The sequence below is a fragment of the Pseudomonas sp. S3_C06 genome, assembly GCF_054667675.1.
Window position 1 is genome coordinate 4,597,871 of record NZ_CP162747.1, and the last position, 18,710, is coordinate 4,616,580.

Here is an 18,710-nt window from a genome sequence, read left to right on the forward strand (position 1 = left end):
TCACCGCAGCGCCAGCCATGCCGGCGGGCGCTGCGTAACGCTTACAAGGAAACGTAAAAATGCCAGTCAAACCCAAACCGCCAACGCCGGCAACGGGCCGGGTCGATGTTCCCGCGAGTCCGCGTACATCCGCTGATGCGGACTCTTCAGGAACCGGGACACCGCATGTCGCCCCAGACCCCTTTCTTCGCAAAACGCCCGGTACTACGCCTGAAACGGCTGATGGCACGCCTGAGTCCTCGGTGGCTGCGGCGACGTCGAGAGTGCATGTGCACGAGTCGACGTCCGTTTCCGCCGGGGTCAGTACTTCCGATGCCCCTGGGCTGCAGCAATACCTGATCCCCGCGTCGAGCGCGTTACCCGGCGCCGATGCCGAGGGTTTTCGCACTTTCAAGGGCCGGCAGTACGCCGATATTCAGGGTGGCGGCACGGTGTTGCTTGCCGTCGATCCGCAAACCGGTCTGCACAGGGCCCGTCTGGCGAGCGAACTGCAGCCGTCAGGGCCGGCGCTTGCATTTGATCTCGCGAGCAATCACTGGTTTGAATTGCAGGACTTCTCCGTTTCCACGCCGCAGGCTGTCATGCCGCGCAAGAGTCGTCGCTCTCCGCACAAAAGTGACGATGAGTTCGAGTTGGCCCTGGAAGAGTTGCCGCGCAATGACGCCGGTGCGTCGGAGCAGTTTTATCTGGCCTCCGAATCCATGCCGATCAAACCGTACACGACTCAAGAGCTGATGATGATGCGCAGTGAAACACGCTATTCGTTTCTCGGTAATCAACTGGGCACTTACAACCGCGCAAATAACGGCAAGTACCCGCTGCGGGACATTGCCGGCAGGCCGATCCGCATCCGTAAACTGGAGACCAAAGTGCGTCTTGTAGAAGGCGATTTGTTTACCTCCGAACAGATCAAGCCCTATATCAAGTTTGAAGGTCATGAAGACGTCGCGATGCTTTATGAGCAGAAGCTGCAATGGCGATTGTTCACCGCGGCCGATGTAAAAGTGCCCGGTGAAAAAGCCTTGATCGGGCAGTCCATGGTGGTGGCGAACAGACGCATCGCCAAGGGTGAGGCGATTGGTGTCTATGGCGGAGTCATTACCCCGGCACGCTTCGTAGGGCCCCATGAACAGACGTTCAGCATGCTGGCCGGAATGCGTTTGCAGTATGGGCCGGGACAATTTCTGCCCGACCCGTTGGCCATACTGGGCGACAACATCATTTCCAGAATCAACTCCAACTTTGAGTACGACGCTACAGGCAAGCCCGTTCGCCAGGCGCCGGATGGCTATAACGTTGTAGCGGTGCCATTCAATATCGAGGCGCAGCAGTGGGTCGGCAAGCAATTGGTGACCAAGGACTTTATCCTCAACGCCGTGTTCGCCTCGCACGACATACCGGCAGGCACTGAGCTACGCCTGGATTACAACTACAACGAGCAACAGATGTCGTGGGCATTTCCCTGATTGATCAGGCAACGCCGCTGAATACGGATTTCAACGTCCGTATTCAGACGGCGACGCTTGTCAGAACAGGAAATAGCGCTGCGCCATCGGTAGTGTTTCCGCTGGCTCACACCACAACAGCACGCCATCAGCCTTGACCTGATACGTCTGCGGATCGACATCGATGTCCGGCAAGTAGTCGTTGTGAATCAGATCGGTTTTCTGCACATCACGACAGCCTTTGACCACGCCGATTTTCTTCTTCAACCCCAATGCCTCAGGCAGCCCGGCTTCCTGTGCCGCCTGACTGATAAAGGTCAGGCTGGTGGCATGCAGAGAGCCACCGTAACTGGCGAACATCGGGCGGTAGTGCACTGGTTGTGGCGTCGGAATCGAGGCGTTGGCATCGCCCATCAGGCTGGCGGCAATCGCGCCGCCCTTGAGAATCAGCGTCGGTTTCACGCCGAAAAATGCCGGGCGCCAAAGCACCAGATCCGCCCACTTGCCGACCTCGATCGAACCGACTTCATGGCTGATGCCATGGGTGATCGCCGGGTTGATCGTGTACTTGGCGATGTAGCGTTTGGCGCGGAAGTTGTCATTGCCTTCGCCATCCTGAGGCAGCGGGCCACGCTGTTTTTTCATCTTGTCGGCGGTTTGCCAGGTGCGCGTGATGACTTCGCCGACGCGGCCCATGGCCTGGCTGTCGGAGCTGATCATCGAGAACGCGCCGAGGTCATGGAGGATGTCTTCGGCGGCAATCGTTTCGCGGCGGATGCGGCTTTCGGCAAACGCGACGTCTTCGGCAATGCTCGGGTCGAGGTGGTGGCAGACCATCAGCATGTCGAGGTGTTCATCGATGGTGTTACGGGTAAACGGCCGGGTCGGGTTGGTCGAACTCGGCAGCACGTTGGGGAAACCGCAGGCCTTGATGATGTCCGGCGCATGGCCGCCACCGGCACCTTCGGTGTGATAGGTGTGGATAGTGCGGCCCTTGAACGCGCCGAGGGTGGTTTCGACGAAACCGGATTCATTGAGGGTGTCGGTGTGGATCGCCACTTGCACGTCGAACTGATCGGCGACGCTCAGGCAGTTGTCGATGCTCGCCGGCGTAGTGCCCCAGTCTTCGTGCAGTTTCAGGCCGATCGCGCCGGCCTTGACCTGTTCGATCAACGGCTCCGGCAGGCTGGCGTTGCCCTTGCCGGTGAGGCCGATGTTCATCGGGAAGGCGTCGGCAGCCTGAAGCATGCGCGCCAGATGCCACGGTCCGGAGGTGCAGGTGGTGGCGTTGGTCCCGGTGGCCGGACCGGTGCCGCCGCCGATCATGGTGGTGACGCCGCTCATCAGCGCTTCTTCGATTTGCTGCGGGCAAATGAAATGGATGTGCGTGTCGATGCCGCCAGCGGTGAGGATCATGCCTTCACCGGCGATCACTTCGGTGCCGGCACCGATGGCGATGGTCACGTTCGGCTGCACATCCGGGTTGCCGGCCTTGCCGATCGCGGCGATGCGCCCGTCCTTGAGGCCGACGTCGGCTTTGACGATGCCCCAGTGGTCAATGATCAGCGCGTTGGTGATCAGGGTGTCGACCACTTCGGCAGCCAGTAACTGACTTTGGCCCTGACCATCGCGGATGACTTTGCCGCCACCGAACTTCACTTCTTCGCCGTAGGTGGTGAAGTCTTTTTCGACCTCGATCCACAGCTCGGTGTCGGCCAGGCGCACCTTGTCGCCGACGGTGGGGCCGAACATGTCGGCGTAGGCTTGACGGGAGATTTTCATTCGTTCGCCTTGGGATTCAATTGGTTTTGAGATCGCTCGCATTACTCGCTTTCGCGAGCAGGCTCGCTCCCACATTTGATCGCGTTCTCATGTGGGAGCGAGCCTGCTCGCGAATGGGCCAGTGCGGACACCGCGTTAGTTACAGGTCGCCCATGATTCGTCCGGCAAACCCGAACACCCGCCGATGCCCGGCGTAATCGACCAGCTCCACCTCACGACTCTGCCCCGGCTCAAAACGCACCGCCGTGCCCGCCGGAATATTCAGACGCATGCCCCGGCTGGCCGCGCGATCGAAGGTCAGCGCGTCGTTGGTTTCAAAAAAGTGATAGTGCGAGCCGACCTGAATCGGCCGGTCGCCGCTGTTGGCGACTTTCAGGCTGAGGGTGCGGCGGCCGACGTTGAGTTCGATATCGCCGGGCTGGATCTGGTACTCGCCAGGAATCATCACTGGGCTCCTTGCAGAATCTTGTAATAGAGGGCGGTCGCGCGATAGGTGCCGTTCGGGTCGCAGGCGTAATCAGGAATTTCGCCGGCGCGGCTGTAGCCCAACGACTTGTAGAAATCTTCAGCCGGCGAACCCGCCTCGGTGTCGAGGTAGAGCATGCCGCGCTTGTGATGGCGCGCTTCCCGCTCCAGCGCGCTCATCAATTGCTGTCCGAGCCCGCGCCGACGGGCGTCTTCACGCACCAGCAGTTTCTGCACTTCGGCGCGATTGAGGCCGTTGGCTTTCTGGCACAACCCCAGTTGCACACTGGCCAGCACTTGCTCGTCCTGGACCACCACCCAGAGCAGCACGCTGCCTTTGTTCACATTGTCCTGAACGTCATCGAAGTAAGCGTGCGCCTGCGCGGCATCGAGATCGGCCATGAAGCCGACGCTGGCGCCGTAACCCACGGCATCGAGCAGCAGATCGATCAGACCCTGACGGTAGTGGGCAAAACTTTCCGCGTTGACGCGGCGCAGCTGGGCGGCATTCATCGGTGTCACTCCTTGTTGGTGTCAGGCGGCTCCGCGCCAGGGTTGAGGGTCAGTTGCATGAAGGTCAGGTCGAGCCAGCGGCCGAACTTGGTGCCGACCTGCGGCATCTGCCCGGTGATGCTGAAACCGGCGCGTTCGTGCAGGCGAATCGAGGCGGCGTTGCCGCTTTCAATGGCGGCGACCATCACGTGTTTGCCGCAGGTCCTGGCCCGCTCGATCAGCGCGGTCATCAGTTGCGGGCCGAGGCCGTTGCCGCGCTGATCGCTGCGCACGTAGACCGAGTGCTCGACGGTGTGACGGAAGCCGTCGAACGGCCGCCAGTCACCGAACGAAGCGTAGCCGAGCACGCTGTTGTCGGCGTCGACGATCACCAGAATCGGATAAGCCTGGGCCTGACGCGCGCTGAACCACGCTTGACGATTGCCGAGGTCGACGGCCTGTTCATTCCAGATCGCCGTGGTGTTGAGTACGGCGTCGTTGTAGATGTCACGGATCGCCGGCAGGTCGGCGTGAACAGCATCGCGAATGGAGTAAGTCACGGCGCGGCCTCAGACGATCGGTTGGTGAACGGTGACCAGTTTGGTGCCGTCGGGGAACGTCGCTTCGACCTGGATTTCCGGGATCATTTCCGCGATGCCTTCCATCACTTGCTCGCGGCTGAGCAGGGTGGTGCCGAAGTGCATCAGCTCAGCGACGGTCTGACCGTCACGCGCACCTTCGAGCAGCGCGGCAGAAATGTAGGCCATGGCTTCCGGGTAATTGAGTTTCACGCCGCGCGCCAGTCGCCGTTCAGCGACGAGGCCGGCGGTGAAGATCAGCAGCTTGTCTTTTTCGCGTGGGGTCAGGTCCATTGTGGGGTTCCGTCAGGGCAGTTTTGTGAGGTTCTTGCGGGCGAGGGGTGCCAGTTGGAGCAGCCCCTCACCCTAGCCCTCTCCCGAGGGAGAGGTGACTGATCTCGGTTGTTTTCAATGGCCGGTTCAGTCAGCGGTATTCGTTCAGGCAGTTAAATTCATTTCAAACGACTCGGTCGGGCGCCCTCTCCCGAAAGAGAGGGGACTGATCTCGGTTGTTTTCAATGGCCGGTTCAGTCAGCGGTATTCGTTCAGGCAGTTAAATTCATTTCAAACGACTCGGTCAGGCTCCCTCTCCCTCCGGGAGAGGGCGGGGGGTGAGGGGCTTTTTCAGGTACTCCATATTCGCGGCGATACCGCTTCGCGGCCCAGCAGCACCGGGCGCAGCAAGCGCCATAAATCGATGAGCCACGCACGGGCGAGCAACGCTTCGCTGGCCAGACAACGAGCCACCAGCAGCCCAGGCAACTGGGTCAAATCCCCACGCACTTCATGGCCCAGCGAGCGACAACGCTCAAGCAACTCGGCATCAATCTCACCGGTCACCAACAACGTCGCAAACACCGGATTGCCATCCAGTCCGATCGGCGAATCAAGCAAACCGTCGCCACCGACAATGCGCTGGCGCTCATGCCAGAGCAATCGGCCATCGCGGCGAATATCCAGGTGCGCCTGAAAATGCCCACGGTCGAAACGCTCGCCACTGGCCGGACGACCCAGCGCAACCACGTCCCAGTAGAACAGTCGCGCGTCACCTTGAAGATCAATCGAAGTGCTGAGCTCCGCCTGTGCGGCGCTGTAGACGATGGTCTCCTGCGGCAGCCATTCCAGCGTCGCCCCGGCCGCCACTTTCAAGTCGAGCTGCTGATAAGCCGGCCCACCGGCGCGATACCACTTGGCCGCGCCGGGGCTGGTGATCTGCGCCCAGGCGTCTTGCTCGACGCGGGCGCTGATGTCCAGTCGATCACCGCCGGCAATCCCGCCGGGCGGGTGGACGATGATGTGCTGGCAGACCTCGGGGCCTTCGGCGTACAGGTGCTTTTGCACCCGCAGCGGGCCGAGGTGCCGGCGCAGGACCGGGCGCGTGCAGTCGCCGAAACGGGCGTAGGCGAGTTCCAGCTCGGCGTGCCAGCTCGGGGTAAACAGGGCAGGTGCAACAGTCGAATTCATGGTGTGTAATTATCGTTAGGAAGCTACAGATTAGTTCGTTGTACTAGATCGTTACCAGCCCGCGTACACCCTCCGCCTCCATATTTTCACCGCGACCCTGCTGAACGATCTCGCCCCGGGACATCACCAGGTATTGATCGGCCAGTTCTGCGGCGAAATCGTAGAACTGCTCGACCAGCAAAATCGCCATATCACCGCGCTCCGCGAGTTTCTTGATCACTGCGCCGATCTCCTTGATCACCGAGGGTTGGATGCCCTCGGTGGGTTCGTCGAGGATCAGCAAACGTGGACGACTGGCCAAGGCGCGGCCAATCGCAAGCTGTTGCTGCTGACCGCCGGAGAGGTCACCGCCGCGACGCTGCTTCATTTGTAGCAGCACCGGGAACAATTCATAAATGAAACCTGGGACTTCTTTGGCTTCACTGCCGGGAAAGCGTGACAGTCCCATCAGCAGATTTTCTTCCACGGTCAGGCGTCCGAAGATCTCCCGGCCCTGTGGCACGTAGGCGATCCCGGCGTGAACGCGCTGGTGTGGCTTGAAGGTGGTGATCGGTTTGCCTTCCCAATTCACCATGCCTTCTTTGGCCGGCAGCAGACCCATCAGGCACTTGAGCAGAGTGGTTTTACCGACGCCGTTGCGGCCAAGCAGGCAGGTGACTTCGCCGACTTTCACGTCGAACGAGAGGCCACGCAGGATGTGGCTACCGCCGTAGTACTGGTGCAGCTTGTCGACTTGCAGCATGTTCAAATTCTCCCCGGTGATCGTTCCCACGCTCTGCGTGGGAACGCATCCCGTGACGCTCCGCGTCACATAACGGCGGACGCAGAGCGTCCATGGCGGCATTCCCACGCGGAGCGTGGGAACGATCTGAGTCCTTAGCGGCCGAGGTAGACCTCGATCACGCGCTCGTTTTCCTGCACTTGTTCAAGCGAGCCTTCCGCCAAAACGCTGCCCTGGTGCAGCACGGTCACATGGTCGGCAATCGAGCCGACAAACCCCATGTCATGCTCCACCACCATCAACGAATGCTTGCCCGCCAGGCTCTTGAACAGTTCAGCGGTGAACTCGGTTTCCGCATCAGTCATCCCCGCCACTGGCTCATCGAGCAGCAACAATTGCGGGTCCTGCATCAACAGCATGCCGATCTCGAGAAACTGCTTCTGTCCATGAGAGAGCAACCCGGCTTGACGATTGACCGAGGTGGTCAGGCGAATCGTCTCCAGCACTTCGCTGATCCGGTCCTTCTGCTCACCACTCAAACGCGCACGCAAACTGGCCCACACCGACTTGTCGGTTTTCTGTGCCAGCTCCAGGTTTTCAAACACGCTCAGCGCCTCGAACACTGTCGGCTTCTGAAACTTGCGGCCGATGCCAGCCTGGGCGATCTGCACTTCGCTCATTTGCGTCAGATCCAGCGTTTCGCCGAACCACGCCTTGCCGTGACTCGGGCGGGTCTTGCCGGTGATCACGTCCATCAGCGTGGTTTTGCCCGCACCGTTGGGGCCGATGATGCAGCGCAATTCGCCGACGCCGATGTACAGATTGAGATTGTTCAGTGCGCGAAAGCCATCGAAGCTGACGCTGATGTCTTCCAGTGTGAGGATCGTGCCGTGACGGGTGTCGAGGCCCGGACCGACGCGCTGGCCGAGGCCGATCGAATCGCGGCTGGTGCCGGCGTCCTTGTTCGGTTCGACGGGGAAGAAGGCCGGTTCCAACATGAATTCAGCGCTCGCCGTGACTCTCATTGTTCACCTCGTTTCTTCAGCAGGCCGATCACGCCTTTGGGCAGGTACAGCGTCACGACGATGAACAGCGCGCCGAGGAAGAACAGCCAATACTCGGGGAACGCCACGGTGAACCAGCTCTTCATGCCGTTGACCACACCGGCGCCGAGCAACGGCCCGATCAAGGTGCCCCGACCGCCGAGGGCTACCCACACCGCCGCTTCAATCGAGTTGGTCGGCGACATTTCGCTGGGGTTGATGATCCCGACTTGCGGCACGTACAACGCACCGGCCAGACCACACAACACCGCGCTCAACACCCACACGAACAACTTGAAACCGCGCGGGTCGTAGCCGCAGAACATCAAGCGGTTTTCCGCATCGCGCAATGCTGTCAGCACGCGACCGAACTTGCTCTGCGCCAGGCGCCAGCCGATGAACAGACTCGCCACCAGCAACAACACCGTGGCCAGAAACAACACCGCGCGAGTGCCCGGTTCAGTGATGCCGAAACCGAGAATCGTGCGGAAATTGGTGAAGCCGTTGTTGCCGCCAAACCCGGTCTCGTTGCGGAAAAACAAGAGCATGCCGGCGAAGGTCAGGGCCTGGGTCATGATCGAGAAATACACGCCTTTGATCCGCGAGCGGAAGGCGAAGAAACCGAACACCAGCGCCAGCAAGCCCGGCGCCAATACCACCAGACACATCGCCCAGACGAAGCTGCTGGTGCCGGTCCAGTACCACGGCAATTCGCTCCACGACAGGAAAGTCATGAACGCCGGCAAGCCATCACCGGCAGCTTGACGCATCAGGTACATGCCCATCGCATAACCGCCGAGGGCGAAGAACAGACCGTGACCCAGCGACAGCAAACCGGCATAACCCCAGACCAGATCCAGCGCCAGGGCGACGATGGCGTAGCAGAGGATTTTACCAATCAGCGTCAGCGTGTACGCCGAGACCGACAGGGCATTTTCCGCCGGCAACAACGACAGCAGCGGCAGGGCGATCAGCAGGGCGAGGATCACCGCACCGACGGCGATCGTGACTTTCGGGCCGGCCTTTTGTGTGGCCGTGACTAACAGAGGCTGGTTCATCAGTCGATCACCCGTCCTTTCAGTGCGAAGAGGCCTTGCGGACGTTTCTGGATAAACAGAATGATCAGCGCGAGGATCAGGATCTTGCCGAGCACCGCACCGATCTGCGGTTCGAGAATTTTGTTGGCGATGCCCAGGCCGAACGCGGCGAGCACGCTACCAGCCAATTGACCGACGCCGCCGAGTACCACCACCAGGAACGAGTCGATGATGTAGCTCTGGCCGAGATCCGGGCCGACGTTGCCGATCTGGCTCAGCGCCACACCGCCGAGGCCGGCGATGCCCGAGCCGAGGCCGAACGCGAGCATGTCCACGCGCCCGGTCGGCACACCGCAGCAGGCGGCCATGTTGCGGTTCTGGGTGACGGCGCGAACGTTGAGGCCGAGGCGGGTTTTGTTCAGCAGCAGCCACGTCAGCACGACGACGAACAAAGCGAAGGCGATGATGACGATGCGGTTGTATGGCAGCACCAGATTCGGCAGCACTTGAATGCCGCCGGACAGCCATGCCGGGTTGGCGACTTCAACGTTCTGCGCGCCGAACAGCAAGCGCACCAGTTGAATCAGCATCAGGCTGATGCCCCAGGTGGCGAGCAAGGTTTCCAGGGGGCGGCCGTAGAGGTGGCGAATCACCGTGCGCTCCAGCGCCATGCCGATCGCCGCTGTGACGAAGAACGCCACCGGCAGCGCGATCAACGGGTAGAACTCAATCGCCTGTGGTGCGTAGCGCTGGAACATCAACTGCACCACGTACGTCGAGTAGGCACCGAGCATCAGCATCTCGCCGTGGGCCATGTTGATCACGCCGAGCAGGCCGAACGTGATCGCCAGACCGAGTGCCGCCAACAGCAGAATCGAACCGAGGGACATGCCGCTGAAGGCTTGACCGAGGATCTCGCCGATCAGCAGTTTGCGTTTGACTTGAGCAAGGCTGGTTTCGGCTGCGGTGCGTACGTTGGCGTCGGCTTCAACGCCGGGTTCGAGCAAACCTTCGAGGCGCGTGCGTGCCAGCGGATCACCGGTTTCGCCGAGCAGGCGTACTGCAGCGAGGCGCACGGCCGGATCGGTATCGACCAGTTGCAGATTGGCCAGCGCCAGGCTCAGGGCGGCATGGACGTTTTCATCTTTTTCGCCAGCCAGTTGCTGGTCGAGGAATTTCAGCTGCGCGGGTTTCGCGCTTTTCTGCAATTGCTGCGCGGCGCTCAGACGGATTTTGGCGTCGGCGGCGAGCAATTGGTGGCTGGCCAGAGCGGTGTCGATCAGACCCCGCAGGCGATTGTTCAGGCGCAGGGTTTTGGGTTGGCCGTCGATGGTCAGTTCGCCTTGTTGCAGAGCGTTGATCAATTCGATACGGGCCGGATCGGGCTGCGCGGCCCAGGTTTCCAGCAGTTTGGCTTGCTGCACAGGATTGGCCGCGACGAAGTCTTCGGCGTCGCCGGCGTGGGCCAGCATCGGCAGCAATAGTGCGATGGCTATGAGAAAGCGGTGTATGGCAGTGGGCATTAGTGGTGTTTCCTTTCTTGCGGTGGCCGATGGAGCGGTGTTCGGCTGTGAATCCGCCCCTCACCCTAACCCTCTCCCAGAGGGAGAGGGGACTGACCGGGTTGTCAGGTCATCCAACACCGACCTGACATTCCTGCGTCGAACTCAGGATCTGAAAGCCATAGAGATCTGCTCCCTTCCCCCACTCCCGGAGGGAGAGGGGGCTGGCCGAGGTGTCTGGACGATGTGCTGCGACCTGCGAATTCGAGCCGAACTCAGGCTTTGAAAAACATGAAGATCGGCTCCCTTTCCCCTCTCCCTGAGGGAGAGGGCTGGGGTGAGGGGGAAATCTAAAGCCCACCTCAAAAACTGAATCCGCCTCAGTTGCTCTTCACCGCATAATCGGGCTTCTTGTCGTTGCCCTGAATGAACGGGCTCCACGGTTGCGCGCGAATCGGCCCTTCGGTCTGCCAAACCACGTTGAACTGACCATCAGCCTGAATCTCGCCGATCATCACCGGTTTGTGCAGGTGGTGGTTGGTCTTGTCCATGGTCAGCGTGTAGCCCGACGGCGCGGCAAAGGTCTGGCCGGCGAGGGCCTCGCGGACTTTGTCGACGTCTGTCGATTTGGCTTTCTCAACCGCCTGCGCCCACATGTGGATGCCGACGTAAGTGGCTTCCATCGGGTCATTGGTCACGGCTTTGTCGGCGCCCGGCAGGTTGTGTTTCTTCGCGTAGGCTTTCCAGTCCGCGACGAATTTCTTGTTCTGCGGGTTCTCTACCGACTCGAAGTAGTTCCACGCCGCGAGGTTGCCCACCAGCGGTTTGGTGTCGATGCCGCGCAGTTCTTCTTCGCCGACCGAGAACGCCACAACCGGTACGTCGGTCGCCTTCAGACCCTGGTTGGCCAGCTCTTTATAGAACGGCACGTTGGAGTCGCCGTTGACCGTCGAGATCACCGCAGTCTTGCCACCAGCGGAGAATTTTTTGATGTTGGCGACGATGGTTTGATAGTCGCTGTGACCGAACGGCGTGTAGACCTCTTCGATGTCCTTGTCGGCCACGCCTTTGGAGTGCAGGAACGAGCGCAGGATCTTGTTGGTGGTGCGCGGGTAGACGTAGTCGGTGCCGAGCAGGAAGTAGCGCTTGGCACTGCCACCTTCTTCACTCATCAGGTATTCAACCGCCGGGATCGCTTGCTGGTTCGGTGCAGCGCCGGTGTAGAAGACGTTCGGCGACATCTCTTCGCCTTCGTATTGCACCGGGTAGAACAGCAAACCGTTGAGCTCTTCGAACACCGGCAGCACCGATTTACGCGACACCGAGGTCCAGCAGCCGAACACCACGGCGACCTTGTCCTGGGTCAGCAACTGCCGGCCCTTTTCGGCGAACAGCGGCCAGTTCGACGCCGGGTCAACCACCACCGGCTCAAGCATCTTGCCGTTGACGCCGCCCTTGGCGTTGATCTCGTCGATGGTCATCAGCGCCATGTCTTTGAGCGACGTTTCGGAGATCGCCATGGTGCCGGACAACGAATGCAGAATCCCGACCTTGATGGTCTCGGCGGCCTGGACGGTCCAGGTCATGCCCATTGCGGCAATGGATGCCGTGAGTGTGAAAGCCTTGATCAAACTGCGACGCTTCATTGTGCGATCTCCATGAACGTTTGAAGTTTTTCTGGTTGGCAGATGCGGACGACTGAAGGTGTGTTTTGCAAGGGCTGTGCCCGGTCGGGATCGGGCAGGAAAATGTCGTTTCAGAGCGCTCGCATGACCGCGGTGCGCACCACGAACGGACAGGGTGTGGGCGTTGGTGCGTCGAGGTGCGCCAGATTGGGGCGCGGCCTGACGCTATAGATGCGGATACATAAACGATAAACATGTACCGCGGCTCGCTTGGTCCGCAGGCACACACTCATTCGCAGCCATCCCGATTTTCTCCCAGGATTTTTTATGAATGATGTGTCTGGCCGATCCGGCCGCGCTGCAAGGACTTCCGCAAAATTCAAGCTGCCCCCTCTGAGCCCGGCGTTTCTGACTGAGGAGGACGCGGCGTATTGGGCCCACACGCGCATTGCGCGGAAATCGGACAAGGAGTACGGCAGCGTTATTCTGCTGCGTCCGGATGGAAAATTCGTGGTCACCTCACCGATAGCGGGTGAACCCACACGCTTCGACTTTGGCTCCCTTCTCGAAATCGATGCCGCTGGCATGATGCTCCATCCGCTGGGCTACCGATGCGTCGCCAGCTTGCATAGCCATCCGCCGCTGCATGATGAGTTCCGCAAGGACAATCCGCGTCAGGATGAAAGGCTGGTCAGGCTCTTCATCAGTTTCTTTTCGGCGGCCGACTTCATTGGCGATGTGACGGCGCGGGATTTTTTTCGCAGCGCTTATCTGTCGGGTGCCGACGGCACATTGCTCAAATATGTGTCGAGCGGCTCGCCTGAGGAGCGCGATTACTACCTCTGGCATCAATCCGGCGCGCCTTCTGGGCATCCGTCGGGGGCTTATGAGTTGATGAGCCTGATCAACAAGCTCGCGACCGTGGGAGAACTCAAAGTCATTGTTTCGAGTGCCGACTGGGGACATTCCGTTGGGCAGGTCCCCGCAGCCTGGAAAGCCGGCGCACCTTTTTCCGCCGGTGTGATCACCGAGCTGCCTCTGATGACGCGCGTCTGCGTCAATGCCGAACGTGCCGTGCTCGCAGCGCTGAAATCCCGAGGTGCGCAGACGACGGGCCTGCTCTTGAAAAAGCGCGGTGCAGAAGAATATGTCGCGACCCATGCGCGTCCTGCCGGGCTGGACGCGTGGGATCCGGAAAAAATCTTTCCGCTGGAGGCCAGCGGTCAATTGCGCCTGCCGGCCGGCTATGCGCTGGAAGGCTTTTACTTTGCGTCACGCCCTGACCCGACGCAGTTTCCGCCGGTGCAACCGTGGCTCTATGAGAACTTTTTCACCCCGCAGGAAATGGCTCTGGCCATCGCAGCCCGTGCCCGCAGTCAACGCTGGTTGGCTGCCAGCCGGCCATTGTCGCTGTTCATGCAGGCCACAGACTACGCGATGCTGCAATACCAGTTCAGCGGCAGTCCGGTCGAAGCGGCGCTGAGTGTCGAACAGGCCGACGGCACGATCGGCGACAACGGGGTGCAATCCAGACTGCTGGCTGACACGCTTCGTCCGCGTATGTTTGTCTCGATGCTGGTGTTGGCCGGCAGGCTCAACGTCGTGCGTGGCAGTGCCTTGTGGGCGCAACTGGGGCCGGTGGATCTGCAATGGCAACCTTTCGCGCATTTCCCCTGGCCGGTGCTGAGCCGGGATTTTCTGAGCGCCGATGACGCAGCCCGGTATGCCCATGATCAGATCGGCATTCGCCGTGATCGACAGTATGCCGGGTATGTTTTTCAGCGCAGCGACAAACGCTTCGTCGTGACCGAGCCGCGGGAAGGCGATATCGACACGCTGAGCCAGGGACGGCTCTATCCGCTGGACAACCACGGGCAGACGATATTTCCCGATGATCATCGCTTGCAGGCGCGCTATGTGTCCCATGTTGCGTTGTCGCGGCTCGATCCGGTGCACGTCGGGTATCACCGCTGGACGCCGCGGGAGGCGTTGCTCAGCCTGCAGATGTTGAGCGTCGAAGAAGTGCGCCAGGCTTTGGCCGACACGCTTGTTCTGTATTGCTCTGGCGGCCGGGACAGTCTGATCCGCTACACGCCTTCAGTGACCCTGGCCGCGAAGGATCTTGCCACTCGCCTCGGCACTCGCCAGCACCCCGGCACGTTGGCCAGGGATCTGGACGCGGGAAGCAAGCGGCCGCAGGCGTTTGTCCGTGAGCAGGCGGCAGCCGGCGAGTTGGTGAGCCTGATCGATGATGCGTTGTGGGGGTATCGAGGGCCGATAGTTGCAGGCTGGGCATTCGCAGAGTTACCCCTGCCAGCGTCAACCGAGCCCCCGCCTCCCGAATTGCCTGGTCCGCCGTTATCCCAGCCGGATCTGCCGCCGTACCCCGAACTGACGCCGCCCGGGCCGACTTCGCCAGCACCGTTGCCGTGGAAACGACCGGTGCACCTTCTGTACGGCGCGCTCTTCGCGTCGGCGGACGAAGCGGCGCAGAGTCAGTACGCTCGCGATACGCGCTTGCAGGACGACAAGCGCGCATGGTTCGGATTCATTCTCAAGCACAGGGAGCGGGAGGAATTTATCGCTACCGAACTGATTCCGGTCAGTGAACGGCGCGACAACCTGTTCGATCTGGATAGCGTGTTTGCCTCTATGACCACCGAGCCCTGGTATCGATATCCCGAAGGCTTCGATCTGTTTGCCAGCTTTTATTCGCATCAGCGCGTAAAGGATCTGTCTGAGCGGCCCGCCGACTGGCTGGCGCATTACTTCATCACGCCGGACGATCTCACCGTTGCGATGTATTACTCGCCGCGGCGTCCGCTGGTCGCTTCGGACTTGCCGGCAGCGTTGTATATCGCCAACCGAGAGGGTGCGCTGTTGAAATACCGGCGCAGCGCGACCAGTAAACTGTTTCATGACAACACCTCGCAAGCGACGCTCGACAGCATCAAGCGCGATCTGCTTTCCGGTGCGAAGGTCGCGACGGATTTCGTCCATGTGGTGGCCAGCAGTGGCGAACTGTCGGTCATCAGAACGAGCGAGTGCTGGGATCGCCCGGGCAAGGTCAAGCCGACCTGGCAGCCTTTTGCAAACCTGGAGCGGCGCTGGCTCAGCCCGGCTTTCCAAAGCGCTGACGACGCGGCGGTGTATGTCCGATCGCTTCTGCCCAGCGCTAGCGAGAAGACGTGGGGTGGCCTGATTCTGCGCCGAGCGGATGCGCTGTACGTGGCCACGCTACCGGTCGAAGTTTCACGGGAAAATTTCGACAGCACAGAGATCTTCCCGGATGAGAGCAAGCGCGCAGGCCTGTTTCCCTTGGGTTGCAAGATTGCGGCACGCTATCGATCCCGGGTCGTTCGGGAATTGTCGGTCACGTTTTCGCCGGTTCAGAAGCAGATTTACCTGAACATGCTGTCGGTCGACACCGTGTACTCGGCGTTCACTCGCCACTTCAAGGATTGGGATGAATACCTGTTCGCCCCGGACGGTGCGTTGATCTGCTATTACCCGGGTTTGTGGGAGCGCTTGCGGGCTGACCTTGCAGCGGCGCTGTCGGACAACACCAAGGTTCCCGCCGCTCTCGATGCAGACGCCATCAGACAGCGCATCCGCAACGGTGAGTTGCAACCGGTTGCCTGGATCAACTCCTTGGCCAGAATCGGCTATTTGCAGGTTGTGACCGGCAGCGAAATCTGGGGCTCGCCCCGCGCCGTGGAGCAATGGACACCTTATGCCAACGATCTGCGATCTGCCGCTGACTACACTCAAGCCATGCGTGACCCGGTGTGCAGTCCGCTGTTCCTGCAGGCCGATGCGACTGCCCGTTACGTGCATGAGGCTTCGGTCAGTCGCGACACACTGACGTTCGGATTCGTCCTGTACGCTCGCGAGGGCGTGTACCTCGCCACGTTGCCGCTGCCAGCGCAGCGTTCCGAGCTGGCGCTGGATCGGGTTTTCCCCCAAGGCCGATGGCTGCGCGGATATGCCTGGGACGCGCTGTATCTGCGTGCGCCGTTGCCGCCGGTTGGCGTTCGAGCCGATGATGTGCGCCATTTCCTTTTTGCGCCAAACGATATTCAGCAAGCCTGTAGGCGCGCCAGCACGCCTCAGGGGTACAAGCTGATTTACTTGTCCTGCGCCGACGGCGCTCTGTTGAAATGGCAATTGCATGCGTTCGAGCCTGGCGAGTTTTATGACGAGTTTGGCCAGATCAAGCTGCTTCCCAACTCGTTCGTATCGCCTGAGCAGGCAACGGTCGATGAGCGCGATATGGCCAGAGGCCGGTTCAGTTTGGCCGGGTACGTTCAGCGGATGGCCAAAGCTGGCCGACTCGAGGTCATTGAAACCAGTGACTGCTGGTCGCGTCATGGTCAGGTGACAGAAGACTGGCAGCCGCAACTTGCCGATACGCCCCACGAGCAGCGTTGGCAACGTCATCCGGTGCCGGCACTGGGACCGATTTTCCATCACCCCGACGATGCCGCGCGCTATGCCCAGCAGCGAGTGGATAAAGAAACACTTGGCCGAACCGGGTACGAAGGGGCGATTCTGGCGCGGTCGACGCGCCAGCGCTTTGTGCCCCTTGAACCGATTGCCGGTTTCGCCAATGGTGACCGTCTACGTGAGCAACTATTCAATACGGCCAAGGATTCTTCGTCTCGCAATCCTGCGTTGAGTCTGTTCGACGGTTACACGTGTGTGGCCAGCCACCAGTTCAATTTGTCGCCCAACATCACGCTGTCAGCGGACGTCGAGCAAGTCAGGGCCCATTTCCCTGCGCCTGATCGAATGCATGCACATACCCATGCACTGAAAAACAAAGGGCTGAATATTCAGGCCTATTACTATTCGACGCCCGAGCAAGTGTTGCTCAAGTACACCCCCGATTATTCCGCCGCCGAAAATGATCTGCTGCTGTCGGCTCGATCGCTTGTTTTCAAGGACGGGCGGTGGATCAGTCGGTTAAGCCCTGCCGAGTTTGTCTCGCAACTCATGCAATTGGGCGAGTTGCGCGTGCTGGTCGCCGGACGCTACTGGCGTCAGACGGGGCGAATGGGCGATGGCTGGAAAATACGTCGTCAGCAATCATCGGTTGAAGGCACCGTGCGCAGAAAAGACGAGCTGTAAGACGCAGGCGCGGGCAGATGAGGCTGCCCGCGCCTGTGACGTCAGGGCGCCAGATCGGCGGTGCGCTGGGCGAAACGGGTCAATAAGAGCCTGTCCAGCAACCACACCACCACCAGCGAAGCCCCCACCAGCGGAAAGACCACCGCCAGCGCCAGCATGATCACCACGCCGGTTTTCCATTTCGGCAGGTCATGACGCAGCGGCGGTACGCCGAACTTGCCCTGTGGCCGGCGCTTCCACCAGATCACCACGCCGCTGACGGCGCTGAGCAGAATCATCAGGCAGATCAGCAGCACGACGATCTGATTGAAGGTACCGAACATCTTGCCTTCGTGGAGCATCACGCCGATTTCCGTGGCGCGGGCAACGCTGCCGTATTGTTCGAAACGCACATCGGCGAGAACCTTGCCGGTGTACTGATCGACATGCAGGGTCGCATCGTTGCGTGGGTCATCGGCGAACACAGCGATGGTGAATACACCGGTGGCGGTGGTCGGCAGAGTGATGCTGTAGCCCGGTTCGACTTTGCGCTGAGTGGCGATGTTCTGCACGTCTTGCAGGCTGATCCCCGGTGCGGCGGGACCGGCGTTGGCGTTGCCGTGGGCCATGTGTTCGGCATGGTCGCCGGACATCGGCATCGGTGTGTTTTCCATCGCCCATGGCACGGTCTGGCGGGTGGCGGTGTTAAGGGTGCGCGCCTCGATGTCGGAGGTCGGTACGTTGTCCCACATCGCGGCTGGGAACACGTTCCACACCTGGGCGTATTGCTTGCCCCAGAAACCGGTCCAGGTCATGCCGCTGAGCAACATCACCAGCAGCAGGGTGGCGCCCCAGAATCCGGTCACCGCGTGCAGATCACGCCACAACACGCGGCCGCGACTGTTCAGGCGTGGCCACAGAATGCCCGCTGCCTGACCGCGCGGCCACCACAGAAACAGGCCCGACACCACCAGCACCACACCCCACCCGGCAGCCATTTCGATGAGGCGGTCACCGACGGTGCCGATCATCAATTCGCCGTGAATGGCGCGAGCGATGGCTTGCAGGTTTTGCTTGGCATCCTGTTCGCCAAGGATGTCGCCATGGTACGGATCGACGAATACATTGAGTTCCTGGCCGGCGTTCTTCACCACAAACTGTGCGCTGCGTTCAGCATTCACCGGCGGCAGGTACTGGGTGATCTGACCTTGTGGATAAGCGCTTTTTACCCTCTGCAGCAGGTCATCGGCTGGGACAGTGTGATGGCCGGCCGGGACGTTGAGCAGGCTGCTGTACATCAGCGAATCGAGCTGCGGTTTGAACAGGTAGATGATGCCGGTCAGGGCCAGCATCACCATGAACGGGGCGACGAACAGGCCGGCGTAAAAATGCCAACGCCAGGCCAGGTTGTAGAAATTCGGTTTGGGCTGTTTCATCACGTGTGCTC

14 protein-coding genes are annotated in these 18,710 nt (G+C 60.7%); 2 read left to right on the forward strand and 12 right to left on the reverse strand.

From position 1 onward, the window contains the following. Positions 1 to 59: 59 nt before the first annotated feature. The gene (locus tag AB4N44_RS20370) at positions 60 to 1,466 is read left to right on the forward strand and encodes a hypothetical protein (protein WP_316917542.1); all 1,407 of its coding nucleotides are present in this window, start codon (positions 60 to 62) and stop codon (positions 1,464 to 1,466) included. A 60-nt stretch (positions 1,467 to 1,526) separates the two neighbouring features. On the opposite strand, the gene ureC is transcribed toward AB4N44_RS20370, so the two are convergent. The 11 genes from ureC to urtA form a co-directional block, all read right to left on the reverse strand. Next, positions 1,527 to 3,227 carry an urease subunit alpha gene (gene ureC, locus AB4N44_RS20375; protein ID WP_127925650.1) on the reverse strand — a complete coding sequence of 567 codons (1,701 nt, stop codon included), beginning with the start codon at positions 3,225 to 3,227 and terminating at the stop codon, positions 1,527 to 1,529. Between the two features lie 139 nt (positions 3,228 to 3,366). Continuing rightward, on the reverse strand, positions 3,367 to 3,672 hold the full coding sequence (locus AB4N44_RS20380) for an urease subunit beta (RefSeq protein ID WP_127925651.1): 306 nt from the start codon (positions 3,670 to 3,672) through the stop codon (positions 3,367 to 3,369). Next, a complete protein-coding gene (locus AB4N44_RS20385) occupies positions 3,672 to 4,205 on the reverse strand; it encodes a GNAT family N-acetyltransferase (RefSeq protein WP_460107807.1) in 534 nt (177 codons plus the stop codon). The genes AB4N44_RS20380 and AB4N44_RS20385 overlap by 1 nt, the downstream gene beginning before the upstream one ends. Before the next feature lie 5 nt (positions 4,206 to 4,210). Continuing rightward, complete coding sequence (locus AB4N44_RS20390; RefSeq protein ID WP_150775863.1) at positions 4,211 to 4,744, reverse strand: GNAT family N-acetyltransferase; 534 nt, start codon at positions 4,742 to 4,744, stop codon at positions 4,211 to 4,213. A gap of 9 nt (positions 4,745 to 4,753) precedes the next feature. Beyond that, the gene (gene ureA, locus AB4N44_RS20395) at positions 4,754 to 5,056 is read right to left on the reverse strand and encodes an urease subunit gamma (protein ID WP_016984788.1); all 303 of its coding nucleotides are present in this window, start codon (positions 5,054 to 5,056) and stop codon (positions 4,754 to 4,756) included. 330 nt (positions 5,057 to 5,386) lie between these two features. Beyond that, positions 5,387 to 6,226 (reverse strand): urease accessory protein UreD, encoded by an 840-nt coding sequence (locus AB4N44_RS20400; RefSeq protein ID WP_127925654.1) that lies wholly within the window; start codon positions 6,224 to 6,226, stop codon positions 5,387 to 5,389. 43 nt (positions 6,227 to 6,269) lie between these two features. After that, entirely contained in the window at positions 6,270 to 6,968 is a 699-nt protein-coding gene (gene urtE, locus AB4N44_RS20405; RefSeq protein ID WP_460107802.1) for an urea ABC transporter ATP-binding subunit UrtE, read from the reverse strand. Between the two features lie 134 nt (positions 6,969 to 7,102). Next, on the reverse strand, positions 7,103 to 7,972 hold the full coding sequence (urtD, locus tag AB4N44_RS20410) for an urea ABC transporter ATP-binding protein UrtD (protein ID WP_007918913.1): 870 nt from the start codon (positions 7,970 to 7,972) through the stop codon (positions 7,103 to 7,105). Continuing rightward, positions 7,969 to 9,048: an urea ABC transporter permease subunit UrtC gene (gene urtC / locus AB4N44_RS20415; RefSeq protein WP_460107799.1), complete on the reverse strand. Its 1,080-nt coding sequence runs from the start codon at positions 9,046 to 9,048 to the stop codon at positions 7,969 to 7,971. The genes urtD and urtC overlap by 4 nt, the downstream gene beginning before the upstream one ends. Then, positions 9,048 to 10,550: an urea ABC transporter permease subunit UrtB gene (gene urtB, locus AB4N44_RS20420; RefSeq protein WP_322845743.1), complete on the reverse strand. Its 1,503-nt coding sequence runs from the start codon at positions 10,548 to 10,550 to the stop codon at positions 9,048 to 9,050. The genes urtC and urtB overlap by 1 nt, the downstream gene beginning before the upstream one ends. Positions 10,551 to 10,909: 359 nt before the next feature. Then, the gene (urtA, locus tag AB4N44_RS20425) at positions 10,910 to 12,175 is read right to left on the reverse strand and encodes an urea ABC transporter substrate-binding protein (RefSeq protein WP_007914554.1); all 1,266 of its coding nucleotides are present in this window, start codon (positions 12,173 to 12,175) and stop codon (positions 10,910 to 10,912) included. Positions 12,176 to 12,481: 306 nt separating this feature from the next. On the opposite strand from urtA, the gene AB4N44_RS20430 reads away from it, so the two are divergent. Beyond that, positions 12,482 to 17,284 (forward strand): DUF4329 domain-containing protein, encoded by a 4,803-nt coding sequence (locus tag AB4N44_RS20430; protein ID WP_460107795.1) that lies wholly within the window; start codon positions 12,482 to 12,484, stop codon positions 17,282 to 17,284. A gap of 41 nt (positions 17,285 to 17,325) precedes the next feature. Here the strand turns inward: AB4N44_RS20430 and AB4N44_RS20435 are convergent, their stop codons facing one another. Then, the gene (locus AB4N44_RS20435) at positions 17,326 to 18,699 is read right to left on the reverse strand and encodes a PepSY-associated TM helix domain-containing protein (protein WP_150775127.1); all 1,374 of its coding nucleotides are present in this window, start codon (positions 18,697 to 18,699) and stop codon (positions 17,326 to 17,328) included. Positions 18,700 to 18,710 lie beyond the last annotated feature (11 nt).

What these genes read in the sequence shown, in the direction of transcription:
- AB4N44_RS20385 (WP_460107807.1), bottom strand. Translation starts at nt 4,205, where the DNA reads ATGAATGCCGCCCAGCTGCGCCGCGTCAACGCGGAAAGTTTTGCCCAC.
- urtE (WP_460107802.1), bottom strand. Translation starts at nt 6,968, where the DNA reads ATGCTGCAAGTCGACAAGCTGCACCAGTACTACGGCGGTAGCCACATC.
- ureC (WP_127925650.1), bottom strand. Translation starts at nt 3,227, where the DNA reads ATGAAAATCTCCCGTCAAGCCTACGCCGACATGTTCGGCCCCACCGTC.
- AB4N44_RS20400 (WP_127925654.1), bottom strand. Translation starts at nt 6,226, where the DNA reads ATGAATTCGACTGTTGCACCTGCCCTGTTTACCCCGAGCTGGCACGCC.
- urtC (WP_460107799.1), bottom strand. Translation starts at nt 9,048, where the DNA reads ATGAACCAGCCTCTGTTAGTCACGGCCACACAAAAGGCCGGCCCGAAA.
- AB4N44_RS20380 (WP_127925651.1), bottom strand. Translation starts at nt 3,672, where the DNA reads ATGATTCCTGGCGAGTACCAGATCCAGCCCGGCGATATCGAACTCAAC.
- urtD (WP_007918913.1), bottom strand. Translation starts at nt 7,972, where the DNA reads ATGAGAGTCACGGCGAGCGCTGAATTCATGTTGGAACCGGCCTTCTTC.
- urtB (WP_322845743.1), bottom strand. Translation starts at nt 10,550, where the DNA reads ATGCCCACTGCCATACACCGCTTTCTCATAGCCATCGCACTATTGCTG.
- AB4N44_RS20370 (WP_316917542.1), top strand. Translation starts at nt 60, where the DNA reads ATGCCAGTCAAACCCAAACCGCCAACGCCGGCAACGGGCCGGGTCGAT.
- urtA (WP_007914554.1), bottom strand. Translation starts at nt 12,175, where the DNA reads ATGAAGCGTCGCAGTTTGATCAAGGCTTTCACACTCACGGCATCCATT.
- AB4N44_RS20435 (WP_150775127.1), bottom strand. Translation starts at nt 18,699, where the DNA reads ATGAAACAGCCCAAACCGAATTTCTACAACCTGGCCTGGCGTTGGCAT.
- ureA (WP_016984788.1), bottom strand. Translation starts at nt 5,056, where the DNA reads ATGGACCTGACCCCACGCGAAAAAGACAAGCTGCTGATCTTCACCGCC.
- AB4N44_RS20430 (WP_460107795.1), top strand. Translation starts at nt 12,482, where the DNA reads ATGAATGATGTGTCTGGCCGATCCGGCCGCGCTGCAAGGACTTCCGCA.